General features: G+C 66.5%; 14 protein-coding genes. 9 read left to right on the top strand and 5 right to left on the bottom strand.

The annotated features are described in order from the left end of the window. Positions 1-50: 50 nt before the first annotated feature. From AB0L58_RS06430 to AB0L58_RS06440, 3 genes are all read left to right on the top strand, one after another. On the top strand, positions 51-1,463 hold the full coding sequence (locus tag AB0L58_RS06430) for an L-fucose/L-arabinose isomerase family protein (RefSeq protein WP_364382075.1): 1,413 nt from the start codon (positions 51-53) through the stop codon (positions 1,461-1,463). A 144-nt stretch (positions 1,464-1,607) separates the two neighbouring features. Further along, a complete protein-coding gene (locus AB0L58_RS06435) occupies positions 1,608-2,063 on the top strand; it encodes a thioredoxin domain-containing protein (RefSeq protein WP_364382078.1) in 456 nt (151 codons plus the stop codon). Then, positions 2,060-3,091 (top strand): glycoside hydrolase family 172 protein, encoded by a 1,032-nt coding sequence (locus AB0L58_RS06440; RefSeq protein ID WP_364382080.1) that lies wholly within the window; start codon positions 2,060-2,062, stop codon positions 3,089-3,091. Before AB0L58_RS06435 ends, AB0L58_RS06440 begins: the two co-directional genes overlap by 4 nt. Here AB0L58_RS06440 and AB0L58_RS06445 read toward each other — a convergent pair. Beyond that, complete coding sequence (locus tag AB0L58_RS06445; protein ID WP_364382083.1) at positions 3,077-3,571, bottom strand: hypothetical protein; 495 nt, start codon at positions 3,569-3,571, stop codon at positions 3,077-3,079. The genes AB0L58_RS06440 and AB0L58_RS06445 overlap by 15 nt on opposite strands. 86 nt (positions 3,572-3,657) lie before the next feature. Between AB0L58_RS06445 and AB0L58_RS06450 the strand changes: the two genes are divergently transcribed. From AB0L58_RS06450 to AB0L58_RS06460, 3 genes are read left to right on the top strand one after another with little or no spacing between them, the layout of a single operon-like run. Next, positions 3,658-4,656 carry a zinc-dependent alcohol dehydrogenase family protein gene (locus AB0L58_RS06450; protein ID WP_364382086.1) on the top strand — a complete coding sequence of 333 codons (999 nt, stop codon included), beginning with the start codon at positions 3,658-3,660 and terminating at the stop codon, positions 4,654-4,656. Then, positions 4,656-6,068 carry a xylulokinase gene (gene xylB, locus AB0L58_RS06455; RefSeq protein WP_364382088.1) on the top strand — a complete coding sequence of 471 codons (1,413 nt, stop codon included), beginning with the start codon at positions 4,656-4,658 and terminating at the stop codon, positions 6,066-6,068. The genes AB0L58_RS06450 and xylB overlap by 1 nt, the downstream gene beginning before the upstream one ends. Before the next feature lie 5 nt (positions 6,069-6,073). Further along, positions 6,074-6,376 (top strand): hypothetical protein, encoded by a 303-nt coding sequence (locus AB0L58_RS06460; RefSeq protein WP_364382091.1) that lies wholly within the window; start codon positions 6,074-6,076, stop codon positions 6,374-6,376. A gap of 90 nt (positions 6,377-6,466) precedes the next feature. Here AB0L58_RS06460 and AB0L58_RS06465 read toward each other — a convergent pair whose 3' ends face one another. The 4 genes from AB0L58_RS06465 to AB0L58_RS06480 form a co-directional block, all read right to left on the bottom strand. Further along, a complete protein-coding gene (locus tag AB0L58_RS06465; protein WP_364382094.1) occupies positions 6,467-6,859 on the bottom strand; it encodes a hypothetical protein in 393 nt (130 codons plus the stop codon). 84 nt (positions 6,860-6,943) lie between these two features. Then, the gene (locus tag AB0L58_RS06470; RefSeq protein WP_364382097.1) at positions 6,944-7,336 is read right to left on the bottom strand and encodes a tautomerase family protein; all 393 of its coding nucleotides are present in this window, start codon (positions 7,334-7,336) and stop codon (positions 6,944-6,946) included. Position 7,337: 1 nt separating this feature from the next. Beyond that, positions 7,338-8,948 carry a benzoylformate decarboxylase gene (gene mdlC / locus AB0L58_RS06475; RefSeq protein ID WP_364382099.1) on the bottom strand — a complete coding sequence of 537 codons (1,611 nt, stop codon included), beginning with the start codon at positions 8,946-8,948 and terminating at the stop codon, positions 7,338-7,340. A gap of 251 nt (positions 8,949-9,199) precedes the next feature. Beyond that, positions 9,200-10,687: an FAD-dependent oxidoreductase gene (locus tag AB0L58_RS06480; protein WP_364382102.1), complete on the bottom strand. Its 1,488-nt coding sequence runs from the start codon at positions 10,685-10,687 to the stop codon at positions 9,200-9,202. Positions 10,688-10,857: 170 nt separating this feature from the next. On the opposite strand from AB0L58_RS06480, the gene AB0L58_RS06485 reads away from it, so the two are divergent. From AB0L58_RS06485 to AB0L58_RS06495, 3 genes are all read left to right on the top strand, one after another. Continuing rightward, on the top strand, positions 10,858-13,281 hold the full coding sequence (locus AB0L58_RS06485; RefSeq protein ID WP_364382105.1) for a PEP-utilizing enzyme: 2,424 nt from the start codon (positions 10,858-10,860) through the stop codon (positions 13,279-13,281). A gap of 5 nt (positions 13,282-13,286) precedes the next feature. Next, positions 13,287-13,532, top strand: a complete 246-nt coding sequence (locus tag AB0L58_RS06490; RefSeq protein WP_364382108.1) for a tyrosine-protein phosphatase — start codon at positions 13,287-13,289, stop codon at positions 13,530-13,532. A 485-nt stretch (positions 13,533-14,017) separates the two neighbouring features. After that, on the top strand, positions 14,018-14,722 hold the full coding sequence (locus AB0L58_RS06495) for a response regulator transcription factor (RefSeq protein WP_364382111.1): 705 nt from the start codon (positions 14,018-14,020) through the stop codon (positions 14,720-14,722). Positions 14,723-14,784 lie beyond the last annotated feature (62 nt).

The following is a 14,784-nucleotide window of genomic DNA, read 5'->3' on the forward strand; positions in this document are numbered from 1 at the left end:
CCTTCGGCACATAATCCTGGAGGGGGCCTGCGCGTTGGGAGGCGGTCGGAATGGCGCGGATCGGGGTCATGAGCGTGTCCGACGGGCGTGATTATGTGCATGCCGGGATCGCGGAGTTCATCGAGTCGACCGAGGATCGGCTGGTCACCGCATTGCGGGGGGCCGGGCATGAGGTGATCCGCGGCGCGGCGCCGATCAGTACGAACGCACTGGCCGGCTCGGTGGCCCGTGAAGTGGCCGCCGCCGGTGTGGATCTCACCGTGCTGCACTACGCGGTCTGGGCGTTCCCGCACTTCACCATGTTGGCCGCGGGTGCGACACCGGGTCCGCTGCTGCTGCTGTCCAATATCGATCCGGTGCAACCGGGCATGGTCGGCATGCTGGCGGCGGGCGGTGCGCTGGATCAGATCGGCCGCGCACACACCCGGCTGTGGGGCGACCCGGCCGATACCGAGCTGGTCGAGGCCATCGGTTATCGGGCGACCGCGGCCGCCGCCGTATCGAGCTTGCGCGGTAGCACTTTCGGACGCTTCGGCGGCCGACCCATGGGGATGAATACCGCCGTGGCCAATACCGATCAGTGGCAGCGCCAGTTCGGCATCGATGTCGAGGAGATCGACCAGTGGGAGATAGTCCGCCGCGCCGAGCAGGCCGACGCCGGTGAGGCCAAAGGTGCGCGAGAGTGGTTGGAGCGCAATACCGCCGGTGTGCACTACGACGGCGTGAAACTCACTCCGGAATTGCTGGAACGCCAGATTCGCTCGTATCTTGCCGTGCGCGAGTTGATCGACGAATGGCGGCTGGACTTCTCGGGTATCAAAGGTCAGCCCGAGCTGACCCAATACTTCGCCACGATGGACATCACCGAGGCGTTTCTGAATGACCCCTACGATTGGAACGGCGCCAAACAGCCCCATGTGTGCGCGACCGAAGCTGATATGGACGGCGCACTCACCATGCGGCTGCTACAGCAGATCGCGGGCACCCCGGTGCTTTTCGCCGATGTCCGGCATTATCACGCGGACCGCGATATCTGGGATCTGTGCAATTCGGGCCAGCACGCCACCTGGTTCGCCGCCCGCAGCGACGAGCCGACCGAGAATCTCGCCAACGTACATCTGTATCCGGAGGTGTTCTTCTTCCCGGCGGGTGGTGCCTCGGTGCACCATCTGGCCGCGCCTGGCCGGATGACCCTGGCCCGCCTCACCCGCAAGGACGGCGACTATCGAATGCAGTTGATGCTTGGCGACTTCGAAACCTATGACCAGGCGACCAATGAATCACTGATGAAACAGTCCACCTGGGAATGGCCACATGCGTTCGCCCGGTTGGACGCAGCGGCCGAAGACTTCCTGTCCCGCTTCGGTGCCAACCATATTCACGCCGTCCCGGGCGACCATCGTGCCACCATCCGGGCCGCCTGCGACCTCCTCGATATCACCCTCGACGAGTTCACCCGATGACGAGCGCACTCCTCGGCGTCGATGTCGGGACCGCCAACTGGCGGCGCAGCAGCACCGCTCCGCTCATCTCCCGTAAAGCCGCTGCCTATGCGAGGATGCGGGGTTGCCTACAACACAGCTATTGCGAGGACCTCGATGCCGACAATGACCGTGACCCGGACCAATTTCGATGCGACCGTCGCGAACAGCTATATGGTGCTGATCGATTGGGGTGCGCCGTGGTGTGAGCCGTCGCGGCGATTCGCCGAAGTCTTCGCGGCGTCCGCGGATCTGCACCCCGAAATCGTCTACGGCACAGTGGATATCGATGTCGAGCAGCAGCTGACCGAAATGGCCGGGGTCTGCGCCTACCCGACGCTCATGGCCTTCCGCGAGGGCCTACTGGTCTATTCCGAGGCCGGTGCCATGTCCGCCGAAACCATGGAGGAATTGGTACAGCAGATCCGCTGGCTGGATATGGATCAATTCCGGCGCGAGCTCGCCCAGCTCTCGGCCAGCGTCTCGGTCGGCGAACCCGAACAGCCGCCGACCACCTTCTCCTACCAGAAGCGCGCGGGCCACGCCGCCGTCACCGACCGATACGGCTGGCCTGGGCTGTGACCGTCCCAGGGTCGGCATCGGAACTCTGGCGGCTCGACGCCGCACGGACCCGCTCCATCAGCGCGGAGAATCCGACCGGCTCCCCCGGTGCCGGGGCCCGCGCGATCGAGGGCACCGGCGCACACGCCGCGCGGCGGCTCGGTCCCGGCTGGAAAATCTCGCCGTCCATTCACCTGGACGCGGGCGAAACCGCAACGCTCGCAGATATTTCCGGCTCCGGCGTGTTGCGGCACTGCTGGCTCACCACCGACCGCGGGGCGCTGCGGCTACTCACGCTGCGCATATACTGGGACGACGAACCGGAGCCATCGATCGACCTGCCGCTCGGTGATTTCTTCTGCAACGGCTGGGACGAACTGGCGCTGGTGCGGTCCGAGATGGTGGTCGTCGCTCCAGCCGGTGGTCTGAATGGCTTCTGGCCCATGCCTTTTCGTGATCGAGCCAGGATCACGCTGCACAACGGCAGTGACGGTTCGGTGCCGGTCTACTACCAATTCACCTATACCGAGGAGGAAGTCCCCGACTCCGCCGGATATCTGCACGCGCTACGGCGTCACAGCACACCGCTCGGCACACCCGCCGTGCACACAATTCTCGACGCGGTGCCGGGTCCCGGCCGATATGTCGGCACCTACCTCGCGATTCGGCCCGGCGCACCGGGCTGGTGGGGCGAGGGCGAGCTGAAGTTCTACCTCGACGGCGACACCACCCATCCCACCCTGTGCGGCACCGGTACCGAGGATTACTTCGGTGGCGCATGGAATTTCGACCTCGACGGCACCTATCGCACGTATTCGACGGCCTATCTCGGCCTACACCAGGTGCTGCCGCACGATGAGATCTACCAGCCGCATCAGCGCTTCGGGATGTATCGCTGGCATATTCGCGATCCGATCTGCTTCCAGCAGGACTTGCGCGTGACGATTCAGGCACTCGGCTGGCACGACGACGGCACCTATCTGCCGCTGACGGACGCCGATATCGCGACGACGGCGCTGTGGTACCAGAGCCACCTAGTCTCGGTCTAACTCGTCGTCATTCGGCAGTTCCATGGCGAGCAGCTCGTCCGCCCGGCTCAGCGCATCGTCCATCGCCGACTCGATGCCGTCCATGACCGAAAGTCCATCCAGCAGGCCGGATAATTCGCGTCGGGTGGCTTCCAATTCCGCAACAGCCGGGTCGACGCGATACCACCCGACACCGTCACGCCACCAGACATTTTCATCGATCCACGCCCACATGACATCGCGCACGAGCTTGGCATCGGGGGTGTACATCTGGAAGCACTCGTCCGATCCGGTGGCGCGGTGCTCGAGTTCGTATACGCCATCGGGGAGCAGGCGAGCCTGAATGTAGGCGTCGCCGCGTTCCACCACGATGGCCGGATATTTCGAGTCGGGTGATTCGCGCAGCAGGTCGTCCAGCAGCGGATCCGTCAGGGCGGGCAGTGTGGTTCCGTCGCCCGTGCGGACGTACACGTCGGCGTGCCGGTCCGGGTCGTCGTTCACCGCGCCAGTCTGCCTCATCCGGAAATCGGTGCTACGGCGGGGCGAAATACGACGGAACGCCGGTGTTCGGGTGCAAGGTAGTTGCTATGCGCGCGGTCGTGATCGAGACGCCTGGAAAATTCGCCGTACAGAATGTGCCGGATCCGACGCCAAGGGCCGGTCAGGTCGTGGTGCGGGTAGATGCGGTGGGGATCTGCGGCACCGACGTGCATATTGCCGATGGCGAATTCCCGCCGACGCCGTATCCGATCGTGCCCGGCCACGAGTTCGCCGGTGCGGTGGTGGCGCTGGGCACCGGCGTCGATGGGGTTCGGATCGACGATCTTGTCGCGGTGGACCCATCGTTGTTCTGCGGCGCGTGCCATTACTGCGTCATCGGGCGCGGGAATCTGTGCGAACACTGGGGCGCGATCGGCGACACCGTCGATGGGGCGATGGCCGAATACGTCGCGGTGCCCGCCGCGAACTGCTATCGGCTGCCCGAGGAGCTGTCGACCACGCACGGTGCGCTCGTCGAGCCGTTGTCGTGTGCGGTACATGCGTTCGATATGCTGCCGCGCACGCTCGGCACGCACTATCTGCTCTACGGCGCGGGCACCATGGGGCTGCTGATGTTGCAGCTGGCGCGGGTCGGCGGGGCCGCGTCGGTGTCGGTGGTCGACGTGAATACCGCGCGGCTCGCGGCGGCACGCGAGCTCGGCGCGGATGCCACCGCGACCTCGGCCGACGAATTCGACCGCCCACCGGGCTGGGAGGTGGTCATCGACTGTACCGGCGCGATCGCCGCCATCGAGGACGGACTCGGCCGGGTGCGCAGGGGCGGGGTGTTCCAGCAGTTCGGGGTGGCGCCGGGCACGGCGACCGCATCGATCTCGCCGTTCCGGATCTACAACGACGAGATCACTATTGTGGGTTCGATGGCGGTGCTGCACAGTTTCGGTCGCGCGGTGGAGCTCATGGGCAAGGGCGTGATCGCCGCGGACACCATGATCACCCACAGCCTCGGATTGGCCGAATTCGACGACGCGCTACAAACGTTCCGCGCTGGCACCGGCCGCAAGATCCAGCTCAGGCCGGGTACCTGATGGCCATCGTCGCGGGAGTGGACAGCTCCACCCAGTCGTGCAAGGTCGTGCTGTGCGATGCGGATACCGGCGAGATTCTGGACCAGGCGCGCGCCCCGCACCCGGACGGCACCGCGGTACCCGCAGAATCCTGGTGGCAGGCACTGTGTACAGCGGGCGACGGGTTGTTGGACAGAGCCGATGCGGTGGCGATCGCGGGCCAGCAGCACGGGTTGGTCGCACTGGACACCGATGGTCGGCCGGTCCGGGATGCGCTGCTGTGGAACGATACCCGCTCCGCCGCTGCGGCCCAAGAGTTGATCGCCGAACTCGGCGGCCCGCAGGTCTGGGCCGATGCCGTCGGCAGTGTGCCACTGGCCGCATTCACCGTCACCAAGCTGCGGTGGCTGGCCGATCACGAACCCGAGGCCGCCGACCGCACCCACCGGGTGCTGCTGCCGCACGACTATCTGACCTGGCGACTACGGGGTGGGCCGTCGGATCCCACCGTCGAACCGACCACCGATCGCGGCGAGGCCTCGGGCACCGGCTACTGGTCACCCGCGACCGGCCGATATCGCGAAGACCTACTCGCCCATGCCTTCCGAGGCCGAACACCGGAACTTCCCCGTGTCGCCGGACCCGCCGAAGCGGTCGGCCAGGCACCCGGCGGCGCCCTCGTCGCGGCGGGCACCGGCGATAATGCCGGTGCCGCACTGGGTTTGGGCATCGCGGACGGCGACGTCGTCATCTCGCTCGGCACCAGCGGTACCGTTTATATCCGCGCCGCCGCCCCCAGTGCCGATGCCACCGGGGCCATTGCCGGATTCGCCGACGCGACCGGCGCATTCCTGCCTTTGGTCTGCACGCTCAACGCCGCTCGCGTACTGGACGCGACCGCCGCACTGCTCGGCGTCGACAGCACGGGCCTGGAAACCCTTGCGCGCCAGGCACCGCCGGGTTCCGATGGTGTCGTCATGCTGCCCTACCTCTCCGGCGAACGCACCCCGAATCTGCCGCAGGCCACCGGCAGTCTGCACGGTTTACGACCGGAAACCCTGCGGCCCAGCCATATTGCACGTGCCGCCGTCGAGGGCATGCTCTGCAATGTGGCCGACGCGCTCGACCACCTGCGCGCCGCCGGAATCCCGATCCAGCGCGTCCTGCTCATCGGCGGTGCGGCCCGCTCCGCTTTGGTCGCCGAACTCACCGCCCAGATCTTCGGGCTCACGGTCACGGTCCCGGAGCCGAATGAGTACGTCGCGCTCGGGGCCGCCCGACAGGCGGCTTGGGCCCTGAGTGGCACCGCGCAGCCGCCGAGTTGGCCCGCCCACACCATCGCCGAGGTCCGTGCGCCGAGCGACGGTGGGGCGATCGGGCGGCGGGTCCGCGCAGCGTACGACAGCGCACGGCAGGCCCTCTACGCTGGATGAACAAGGTGCCGCGGTATAGCGCATTCCGCTCCCAGCCCGTCCGCGTCCTGATCGTGGACGCGGACCGCCTGACCGAAGGCGCTCGCGCCGATATCGCGGTCATCGATCCCTCCGGTTTCGACGGCTCCAGCGGCGCCTATGCCGAAGCCCCCTGCCCCGGTATCGACTGCTTGGACCGCATGGTCAACCGCAATGACAGAGCAGTCGCCGCGACCATTGTCGGTGGTCACCTGGTGTACGAATACGGGGATTTCGCACCGGGTTTCGGCACCACGATCCACGCGGGTACGTTCCTCGCGGCTCGGTGACCTGACGCGCGAGCCTGCACAATAAGCAGCGATTCATCACCACGGTCTACGAGGCGCGTCCGGTGCACGACGCCGGCTGCCGGCTCCGACCTACCAGGTGGCGGAAGTCTCGTGCACCGAACGCCAGAGGTAGCCGTGGTCGGCAACGATCAGTATCGCGGTCACCAAGCGGCGGGTACGTATGTCTCCCACCTGGTTCGCCGCCGTGAACCGCGCACTCACAACCGTCCCACCGCGCGCGAGTTCCTCGATATCGGAGACCTCGATCCCCAACCCCGGCTGCGTATTACGAGCCGACCACACCCCGGCCAACAACGTATCGCGATCGACAACCCGTCCAACCGTGGTCACCGCCGAGAACTGCTCATCCAACGCATTGGCGAACCGATCGAAAACCTTCGGCGGCGCATCCGCCCCCATCCACTCGGCCAGATCCCAATGCAACGCGGCGACCACATCCGCCAAATCTGGATCCACAGCCATCTCGATCTCCACAGCCCCACACCCCAACCGAGATCATATCCACCCCACCGCCACCTCGTCGCGACTTCGCTGTCGGACAAACGTTTACGGTTCCAGCCACGTTGTCTCCGCACCGGGCTCGGGCAGTACCCGACCGCCCTCGACGGCAGACCGGGCCGGGCTGTCCTGGATCACGACCAGAACGTGCTCCCAGCCGACCCCGGCGATATCGGAGGCCGCCGCCGACAGTCGCAACGCCAGATCGGTTGTCGCCTCCTGCGGATGGCCGCGTCGCGCCCAGCCGCTGATCAGCAAGGGCCTCCCCGGTTCCCCACCGACGAAGACGCTGTCCACCGGCAGCTCGGAGAAGACCACGTCGACATAGGCGGGCGGCACTCGATTGACGGCCGCGTGAATTCTGGTGATCTCGGCGGCCAGTGCGGCCTTGATTTCGGCCGTCAGTGTTCCCTGTGCAGTGGTGCAGGTGTGGACGGGCATGTCAGAGCGTGGCCTTCTCCGGTTGCGTGGTCACCACGATCACTGTGGTGATGCCGGATTCCAGGGCGAGCTCGAGCTCCTTCTCGAGGTCTCCAGCGGCGGTGACGTCGACCGCATGGCAGCCCAATCCCCGTGATACGGAGGCGATGTCGAGACCGGGCAGGTCGAGCCCTGGCACACCCGGTGTCTCTTCCAGATCGGCGAAGGATTTGAGGATCGAGTATTCGTGATTGCGCATCACGACGTACACGATCGGCAAATTCTGCTGGACCGCGGTCCACAGACCCTGAGCCGAGTAATTGAACGACCCGTCCCCGATCAGTCCGATCACCGGACGCCGGACACCACGGTCGCGGTCACCGAGCGCGACGCCGACCGCAGCCGGCACGGCCCAGCCGATACCACCACTGGCAGTGGCGAAGAACGAGTCGGGCTCGACGGTCGGCAGCCACTCGGCATGTTGGGCCATGGTCGAGGTGGACTCGTTGACGTAGACGGCGTGCTCCGGACGAACCATCTCGAGAGCCGCGTAGACCTCGGCCGGCGTCAGCGGACTGCTCGGCTTTTCCGGCAGCTTCCTGGGACGCGGCATGGGCTGCGGCTGCGCGCGGCCGCTGCCGTCACCCACCAACTCGGTGAGGAGTTCGATCGACAGCCGGGCATCGCCGAGGAGGCTGTCACCGACACGGGCAGCTGCGGCAATCGCCGGATCGTCGGTGATCTGCAACAGTTCCGTCCCGGCCGGGAGGATGTCGCCGGGCACATAGGGGTAGTAGCGGAAGACCTCGGCACCGATGACCACCACGAGATCGTGGCCGGCGAGCCGCTCACCGACGGCCTTGACCGACATCCCGACCGAACCCTGGTACAAGGGGTGGTCCTCGGGGAAGGAGGCGCGGTCCGGAAGTGGCGGACTGTAGACCGCGGCCTGCAATTTCTCGGCCAGCGCGATGCCGGCCTGCCATCCTTGGGCGCGATCTACGTCGGGCCCGAGGATCAGGGCCGGCCGCTGACTCATGGTGATGCGCGCGGCGAAGCGCCGCAGGCGCTCGGTATCGGGTGCATAGGCCCTGCTGACATCACGCACTACGGCAGGCCCTGGCAGCGGCTGGTTCCAGTCGTCGAGCGGGATGGACAGAAACACCGGTCCCGCGGGCGGCTGCACGGCCATCGCGTAGGCACGCATGAACGCCTCGGGTACGGCCTCGGCGCGCGCGGGCTCGTAGGACCACTTCACCCACGGCCTCGGCATGTTCGCGGCGTCGCGGTTACCCAGATACGGCTCGCCGATCAACAGCTCACGGTGTTGTTGGCCGGCCGTGACGATAAGTGGCGTATGCCCGTGGTAGGCCGCGACCAGGTTTCCGATGCTGTTGCCGAGCCCCGCGGAAGAATGCAGGTTCACCAGTGCCGGACGCCGGGTGGTCTGGGCGAACGCATCGGCCATTGCGATAACGGAGGCCTCTTGCAGACCCAGCACATAGGTGAAGTCATCCGGGAAGTTCTTGAGGAAAGTCTCCTCGGTGGATCCCGGATTACCGAAAATGGTCGTCAGACCCAGCGACCTCAGCAAATCGTAGGTCACGCTGTGCACGGTCGATTTCTCGGTCATGGTACTCAGCAGCTCCCTTCGCCAGCGGGCGCCAGCAAACCGGGCGAGCTGTCATCGTGTGCGCACAGGAAATCGGGCCGATGGCCGTTTCTCCAGCCTTTTGCCACACAATCCACGACAGGCTGCCGGCGGCGGGTGTAAGCGCAATGACGTGGACAGACGCTACTCACCGCCGCATTGTGATGTCAAACACACCAGCGGCCACCTCTCGTCCCCGCCGAAGCGGCGACCTCGGCCGGGAGCTGATCGGATCAATGCTCTGACGGCAGTGCGGCGGTGGCGCCTGCTTTGCGACCGAAGAAGGTGGCATCGCCCAGGGAGGTGCCGCTGATGTAGCCCTCGCCGTGAAGGCCGGAGCTGGTCCGGCCTGCTGCGAAAAGGCCGGGGATGGGAGTGCCGTCCAGAGTCAGGACATGGCCCTCGAGAGTGGTATGGAGCCCGCCGAGGGTGAAGACAGAAGCGCCGGTGCCACGCCGGTTACCGGATTCCGAGGGTGGGCGGACACCGGCTTTCACGTCGATGGCAGCCAGCGGGGGTGTCAGTGGGCGCAACCAGCGCGACGCCTTGTGGAAGTCGGGATCGATTCCGCGCGAGGCGAATTCGTTGTATCGGGTGATGGTGGCGGCGAGTGCGCCCGGCGGCAGGGCGAGTTGTTCGTCGAGTTCATCGACGGATGCCGCGACGTGCGTCGGGCGCACACCCCAGCGCTCGCGCTCGGGCACCTCCTCGTAGCCCTGCTCGTCGAGCACCACCCACACGTTCATATCCTGACCGAACAGCGCGGCCTGGCCGATGCGACCGGGATAGGTGTCCTCGTTGACGAAGCGCTGGCCGCGATGGTTGACGATCATGCCGCGCGCGGCGAAACCTGGTATCAGGGAAGCCCCGACCTGACCGGCCGACATATGCCGCACAGCGGCGCCCGCGGCCTGGGCGATGCGGATACCGCTGCCGTCGTCGGTGCCCGCGCTTACCTTGGTGTGGCCGAGCAGCCGTGGCGCGTGGGCGGCGAGCATCTCGTCGTTGTCGACGAAACCGCCGGTGGTGAGCACGCATCCGCGTCGCGCCCGAATGGTGAGCTCCGTGCCGTAGCGTCGGGCCACCATGCCGACCACCGAACCATCCTCGCCGAGAATCAGATTCGTCACATACGTGTCGTATTGTGCTGCCACACCGGCCGATTCGGCCGCCGATACCAGGCAGTCCAGCAGCAGCCGGCCGCCGAAGTCGTTCGCGGTCGGCCGGTGCCCGCGCGGGGCCGGAATGGCGATTTCGGTGAACGGCCAACTGTTTTCGCCGAGCCACATGAGCCCGTCATCGGTCGGCGGCACCCACGTGGGAGCATCCCAGAGACTGGGTTTGAACGGCACGCCGCGATCGGCGAGCCAGTGGAAATGCGCCACGCTGTGCTCGCTGTAGTGCACGATCTTCGCCGCATCCGCACCCGGCCCGAGTGCCGCCACCAGAAATGCCGCCATCTGCTCGGGACTGTCGTCGAATCCGCACGCCCGCTGGATCGGCGTGCCGCCGCCGAGGTAGATCTCACCGCCCGACAACACCGAAGCACCACCAGGCCCACCGGCCCGATCCAGCACCAGCACCTCGGCACCGGACGCCGCCGCCTCGACAGCGGCACAAGCCCCCGCGCAGCCGTACCCGACGACGAGCACGTCGGTCTCGATGTCATAGGACTTCACCTCGGCGGCCGCACGCGGCGCGACCGATTTGCGGACCGTCATGACATCGAGGCTGCCGTGGACGCACCGGACGACGGAATCGATGATCTCGATGGCCGAGCCGGGTACTCCCGTTCAGTGGGACTGGCACCGGTGACCACGTCCCGTACTCGCGATGGTGTGTGAACGGCGTCACGTCCGCGTATTCCGGCGCCAGTGAGGAGAGGAAATCGATGCGGGTCCTGGTCACCGGAATCACCGAGCCGAGCGGTCGCGCGGTGGCGCGCATGTTGTTGGCCGCCGGACACGAAGTGGCCGGGCTCGGCCGCCGGTGGCATCGCTACACCGATCCGCGGGTGCGGTTCACGACCGATCACCGCGACGCCGTCGACGGTTGCGCGAGCGTCGTACATCTGGCTGGCAGCGGACTCGCCGAAATCGCTGCCGCCACGCGCGATGCCGGTGCGCGCATGGTGGTTCCGGTCACCCTCGGTGCCAGGACGGCGGGTCTTTCGGACGCCGAGGCGATGGCGGCGCTGCGCGCCTCGGGTGCGGATAGCGTGCTGGTACGCACGGCACCGATCGCCGGTCGCCGGATCGGCCACGAAACCCGCCGTGCGCTGGAGCCGATCCTCGGTTCGAAGTCCGACAACGGATTCCAACTGCTGCACAGCGACGACCTGGACCGCTTCCTGGTGCTGGCCGCCACCGCACTACCGCCCGGTCCTGGCGAAGACGGGCTCGAAATCATCGAACTCGCGGCTTCCGGCGTGGTCACAACCGACGAGGTACGCAGCATGATGCGCGCTGCCGGTGTACGGTACTCGGCCTGGGTGCCCGGTTGGTCCGCCCGCCAACCGCTCTTGGATCCCACTGTCGCACAGGAGAAGTGGGGCTTCCACTGCGGCTGGACGGCGCGTGAGGTCATTGCCGATCTGGTGCGCGGCATGGTCGGCCGCAAATCCGACGGCGGCGGCTTCCGCACCCGCCGTGGCGCAATCCCCCTGCCCTCTCACGTGATTCCCGCCCGCGCCGCCACCTCGGACAATCATCGGCTCAGCGATGTCGCCCCCGAAGGTCTCGAGGGCGAATTCGACGATCGCGTGGACGAGCGCTACCCGGTACACACCGCAACCAACACCTCCGAAGCACTGCCCGGCCCACTCACACCCCTGACCATCGACCTGCAGGCCGGTGCCATCCGCCTCAGCAACGAGGCCATGGGCGAGATGATCGCACTCGACGGACTCGCCCTGGAGCACTGGACGAGTCGGGTCACCACCGTGCTCGGCCACCACATCTACATCAATGCCTCGATCGGCGTACTCGCCGCCGAGAATATGCCGGGCTGGGATGAGGAGAGCATCCGCCGCGACGCCTACGGCAATATTCCGGCCGAAATCGCGTTGCAACCGCATGGCAAACCGCCGATGCCGACGGGTTTGGCCAGCACCTCGGCGACGGCACGCGCGACCTCGCGCGTCATCGCCACCGCACGCCGCTTCGGCAAGACGGCGGAGCTGATCAATGCCGCCTCTCATGCGGAAGCATTGACCGCGAACGAGATTCGCGCGTTGTCCGATGAGCAGTTGCACGTCCGCGCGCTGCTCTGGCGCGACCGTCTGCACCAGGCGTGGCAGGCCGCGGCAATCGGTGTCATGATGACCGGCGCCGCCACCGCCATCCACGCACGCGGCAAGAATGCGGGCGAGGTTCCGATCGACTTGACTCGATTGGAATCGGCGAAACCCATGCTCGCGGTGGAACGCCTCGCCGAATTCTGCCGCGCCGACACTGATCTCGCCGAGCTGGCGCGCGCCGGTGATATCGATGCGGCACGGGCGAAATCACCCGCCTTCGCCGCCGCCCTCGACGCGGAATTGGCGCAGGTCGGGCACCGTGGTCCCGGTGAATGCGAGCTGATCAACCCGACATTCGGCGACCGCCCCGCTCTGTTGGTGAGCGCCGCCGCCCGCGCCGCGCAAATGCCCGCGCCCAAGCGCGAATCCGTTGATCCATCACCGAGTCGCACCGCCAGGATGGCCGCCGGGGCCACCGTAGCTCGGGAACGCGCACGCGACGGTGTCGTCCGGATCACCCACTGCCTGCGGCTTGCGGTGCGCGAGCGGGCCGATCGCCTCGTTCGCGCCGGTCGGCTATGCGAACCCGACGATGCCTGCTATCTGACGCTGGACGAAATCTTCTGTCTCCCAGTGGATGTGACTGACAAAGTGGCCCGCAGGCGCGCGGAGCGCATTCGGCTGCAAACCATCAGGATGCCCGATGTCATTGCCGGACAATGGGAACCGGTCCCGGACGCGGCGGCGCTCACCGCCGACGAAAGCCTGACCGGCATCGGCGTCTGCGCCGGTGTGGTGGAGGGCCGGGTGAAGCTGGTGCTGTCGCTGGATGACGATATCGAGCCCGGCGACATCCTGGTCGCCGCGGTGACCGATACCGGCCATACCGCCATGTTCGCGTACGCCGCCGCGGTGATCACCGATATCGGTGGCTCCGCATCACATGCCGCGATCGTCGCCCGTGAATTCGGCATTCCCTGTGTCGTCGACACCAAGACCGCGACTGCCCGTCTCGCCGACGGCCAGCGTGTGCGTGTGGACGGCGCGGCCGGCACGGTCACACTGCTGGCCGACTGACTTTCATGGACTCCAATGACAATTTGGCGGCCGGGAACAAGGCGCTGCTGGACGGGCTCCTCGCCCAGGGTCTGGTGGCCGATCGCACGCTGTGGGAGCCGATCCTCGGCGGGCAGCGTGAATTCCTGGACGCGGCATTCGACCAGGTCCAGGCATCCCACGGCTCGTTCGACCGCTTCCGCACCGATGGACTCGGGATCGACGGCGCGACGCTCGACGCGCTGCGGTCGAAGCTGCTGACCGGACACTGAGATCGGGGCCGTTGTCACCGCGCAGGTGGTACCGGCCCTGTGATCTCTCTGCCGCGTCGCCGCGCAGACTTCCCGCGGGTAGCGTTCGGCCGCACAACACCAGCAGCAGATCCTGAGCCGTAGCTGAAATCGCGATCGTCGGCTCGCAGTTCGATCCCGCGCAGATCGACGCCGAAGAAGTCGACACTCTTCGGCAAGAGCGCGCCGAGCCCAATCCGCATGCGCTCGGCCGGAATTACGCGCCCGAGCCCGAGCGCGACGGTGATATCCAGACCGTGGATCAAGATCAGGTGGACATGTTGGTGGGGGCTTCTCGTGTTTTGCCGCCATGGTTTCCACCTGATCCTCCGTCCAGTCTGGGGCTCGAGGGGGGGTGGGGGAGTTGGTTCCCAAGAGTGGCAAGGGAATCACTTTGCGTGGGGGGCGGGGGGAGGCAACCATGCAATTCGCTGGTGTTCGGCGGGTTGCGCGGGAAGGTGAGACGGGTGCGGCTGATCATGATCGACGATGACGCCGATGGCGCTGCAACCTTGGCGCAGGGGCTCGAACTGCACGGTCATCAGGTGGAGCGCAAGCATCGCGGGGCCGACTTGCTCCTCGCACACCATGGCTATCACGCCGTTATCCTCGATGTGGGGCTGCCGGATATGGACGGGTTGCAGGTACTGCGCAAATTGCGCGAGGTGAGTTCGGTGCCGGTGGTGATCCTCGGCGAACACGACGATGAGCGTTCGATTGTGCTCGGACTGCACAGCGGCGCCGACGACTATCTCGTCAAACCCGCGCGCGTCGGTGAGTTGGCCGCGCGGCTCGAGGCCGTTACGCGACGGGTCGGCGTTGCCAGTATCGCCCGGGGTAAGACGGTGACCGCCGAGGATGTTCGCGTAGATCTGGCGGCGCGACGGGTGGAGGTGGCCGGGGAATTGGTGCCGCTCACCCGGCTCGAGTTCGAATTGCTGCGGGTCTTGGTCGAGCGGCCCGGAATCGCGGTCAGCCGTGAGCAATTGATGGACTGTGTCTGGGGCGACTCGATAGTTGCGGTATCGCGGAAGCTATATGTGCATATGGCTTCGTTGCGCGCGAAATTGGACCGCCCCGGGTTGATCACGAATATCCGCGGCTACGGCTATCGCTGGGGTCCGGACCCGTACGAGACCACCGCCGATTCGAATCTGCTGCACGCGGTATAGACGCGCAACTCCCATTGTTCCGATCACCGGGACTTCTTCCCGACGCGCCGCCACGGCCGCCA

This window comes from Nocardia sp. NPDC052112 (genome assembly GCF_040680135.1).
In the GTDB taxonomy this organism is placed as follows: Bacteria; Actinomycetota; Actinomycetes; order Mycobacteriales; family Mycobacteriaceae; genus Nocardia.

What these genes read in the sequence shown, in the direction of transcription:
- AB0L58_RS06430 (WP_364382075.1), top strand. Translation starts at nt 51, where the DNA reads ATGGCGCGGATCGGGGTCATGAGCGTGTCCGACGGGCGTGATTATGTG.
- AB0L58_RS06435 (WP_364382078.1), top strand. Translation starts at nt 1,608, where the DNA reads ATGACCGTGACCCGGACCAATTTCGATGCGACCGTCGCGAACAGCTAT.
- AB0L58_RS06450 (WP_364382086.1), top strand. Translation starts at nt 3,658, where the DNA reads ATGCGCGCGGTCGTGATCGAGACGCCTGGAAAATTCGCCGTACAGAAT.
- xylB (WP_364382088.1), top strand. Translation starts at nt 4,656, where the DNA reads ATGGCCATCGTCGCGGGAGTGGACAGCTCCACCCAGTCGTGCAAGGTC.
- AB0L58_RS06465 (WP_364382094.1), bottom strand. Translation starts at nt 6,859, where the DNA reads ATGGCTGTGGATCCAGATTTGGCGGATGTGGTCGCCGCGTTGCATTGG.
- AB0L58_RS06470 (WP_364382097.1), bottom strand. Translation starts at nt 7,336, where the DNA reads ATGCCCGTCCACACCTGCACCACTGCACAGGGAACACTGACGGCCGAA.
- mdlC (WP_364382099.1), bottom strand. Translation starts at nt 8,948, where the DNA reads ATGACCGAGAAATCGACCGTGCACAGCGTGACCTACGATTTGCTGAGG.
- AB0L58_RS06480 (WP_364382102.1), bottom strand. Translation starts at nt 10,687, where the DNA reads ATGACGGTCCGCAAATCGGTCGCGCCGCGTGCGGCCGCCGAGGTGAAG.
- AB0L58_RS06485 (WP_364382105.1), top strand. Translation starts at nt 10,858, where the DNA reads ATGCGGGTCCTGGTCACCGGAATCACCGAGCCGAGCGGTCGCGCGGTG.
- AB0L58_RS06490 (WP_364382108.1), top strand. Translation starts at nt 13,287, where the DNA reads ATGGACTCCAATGACAATTTGGCGGCCGGGAACAAGGCGCTGCTGGAC.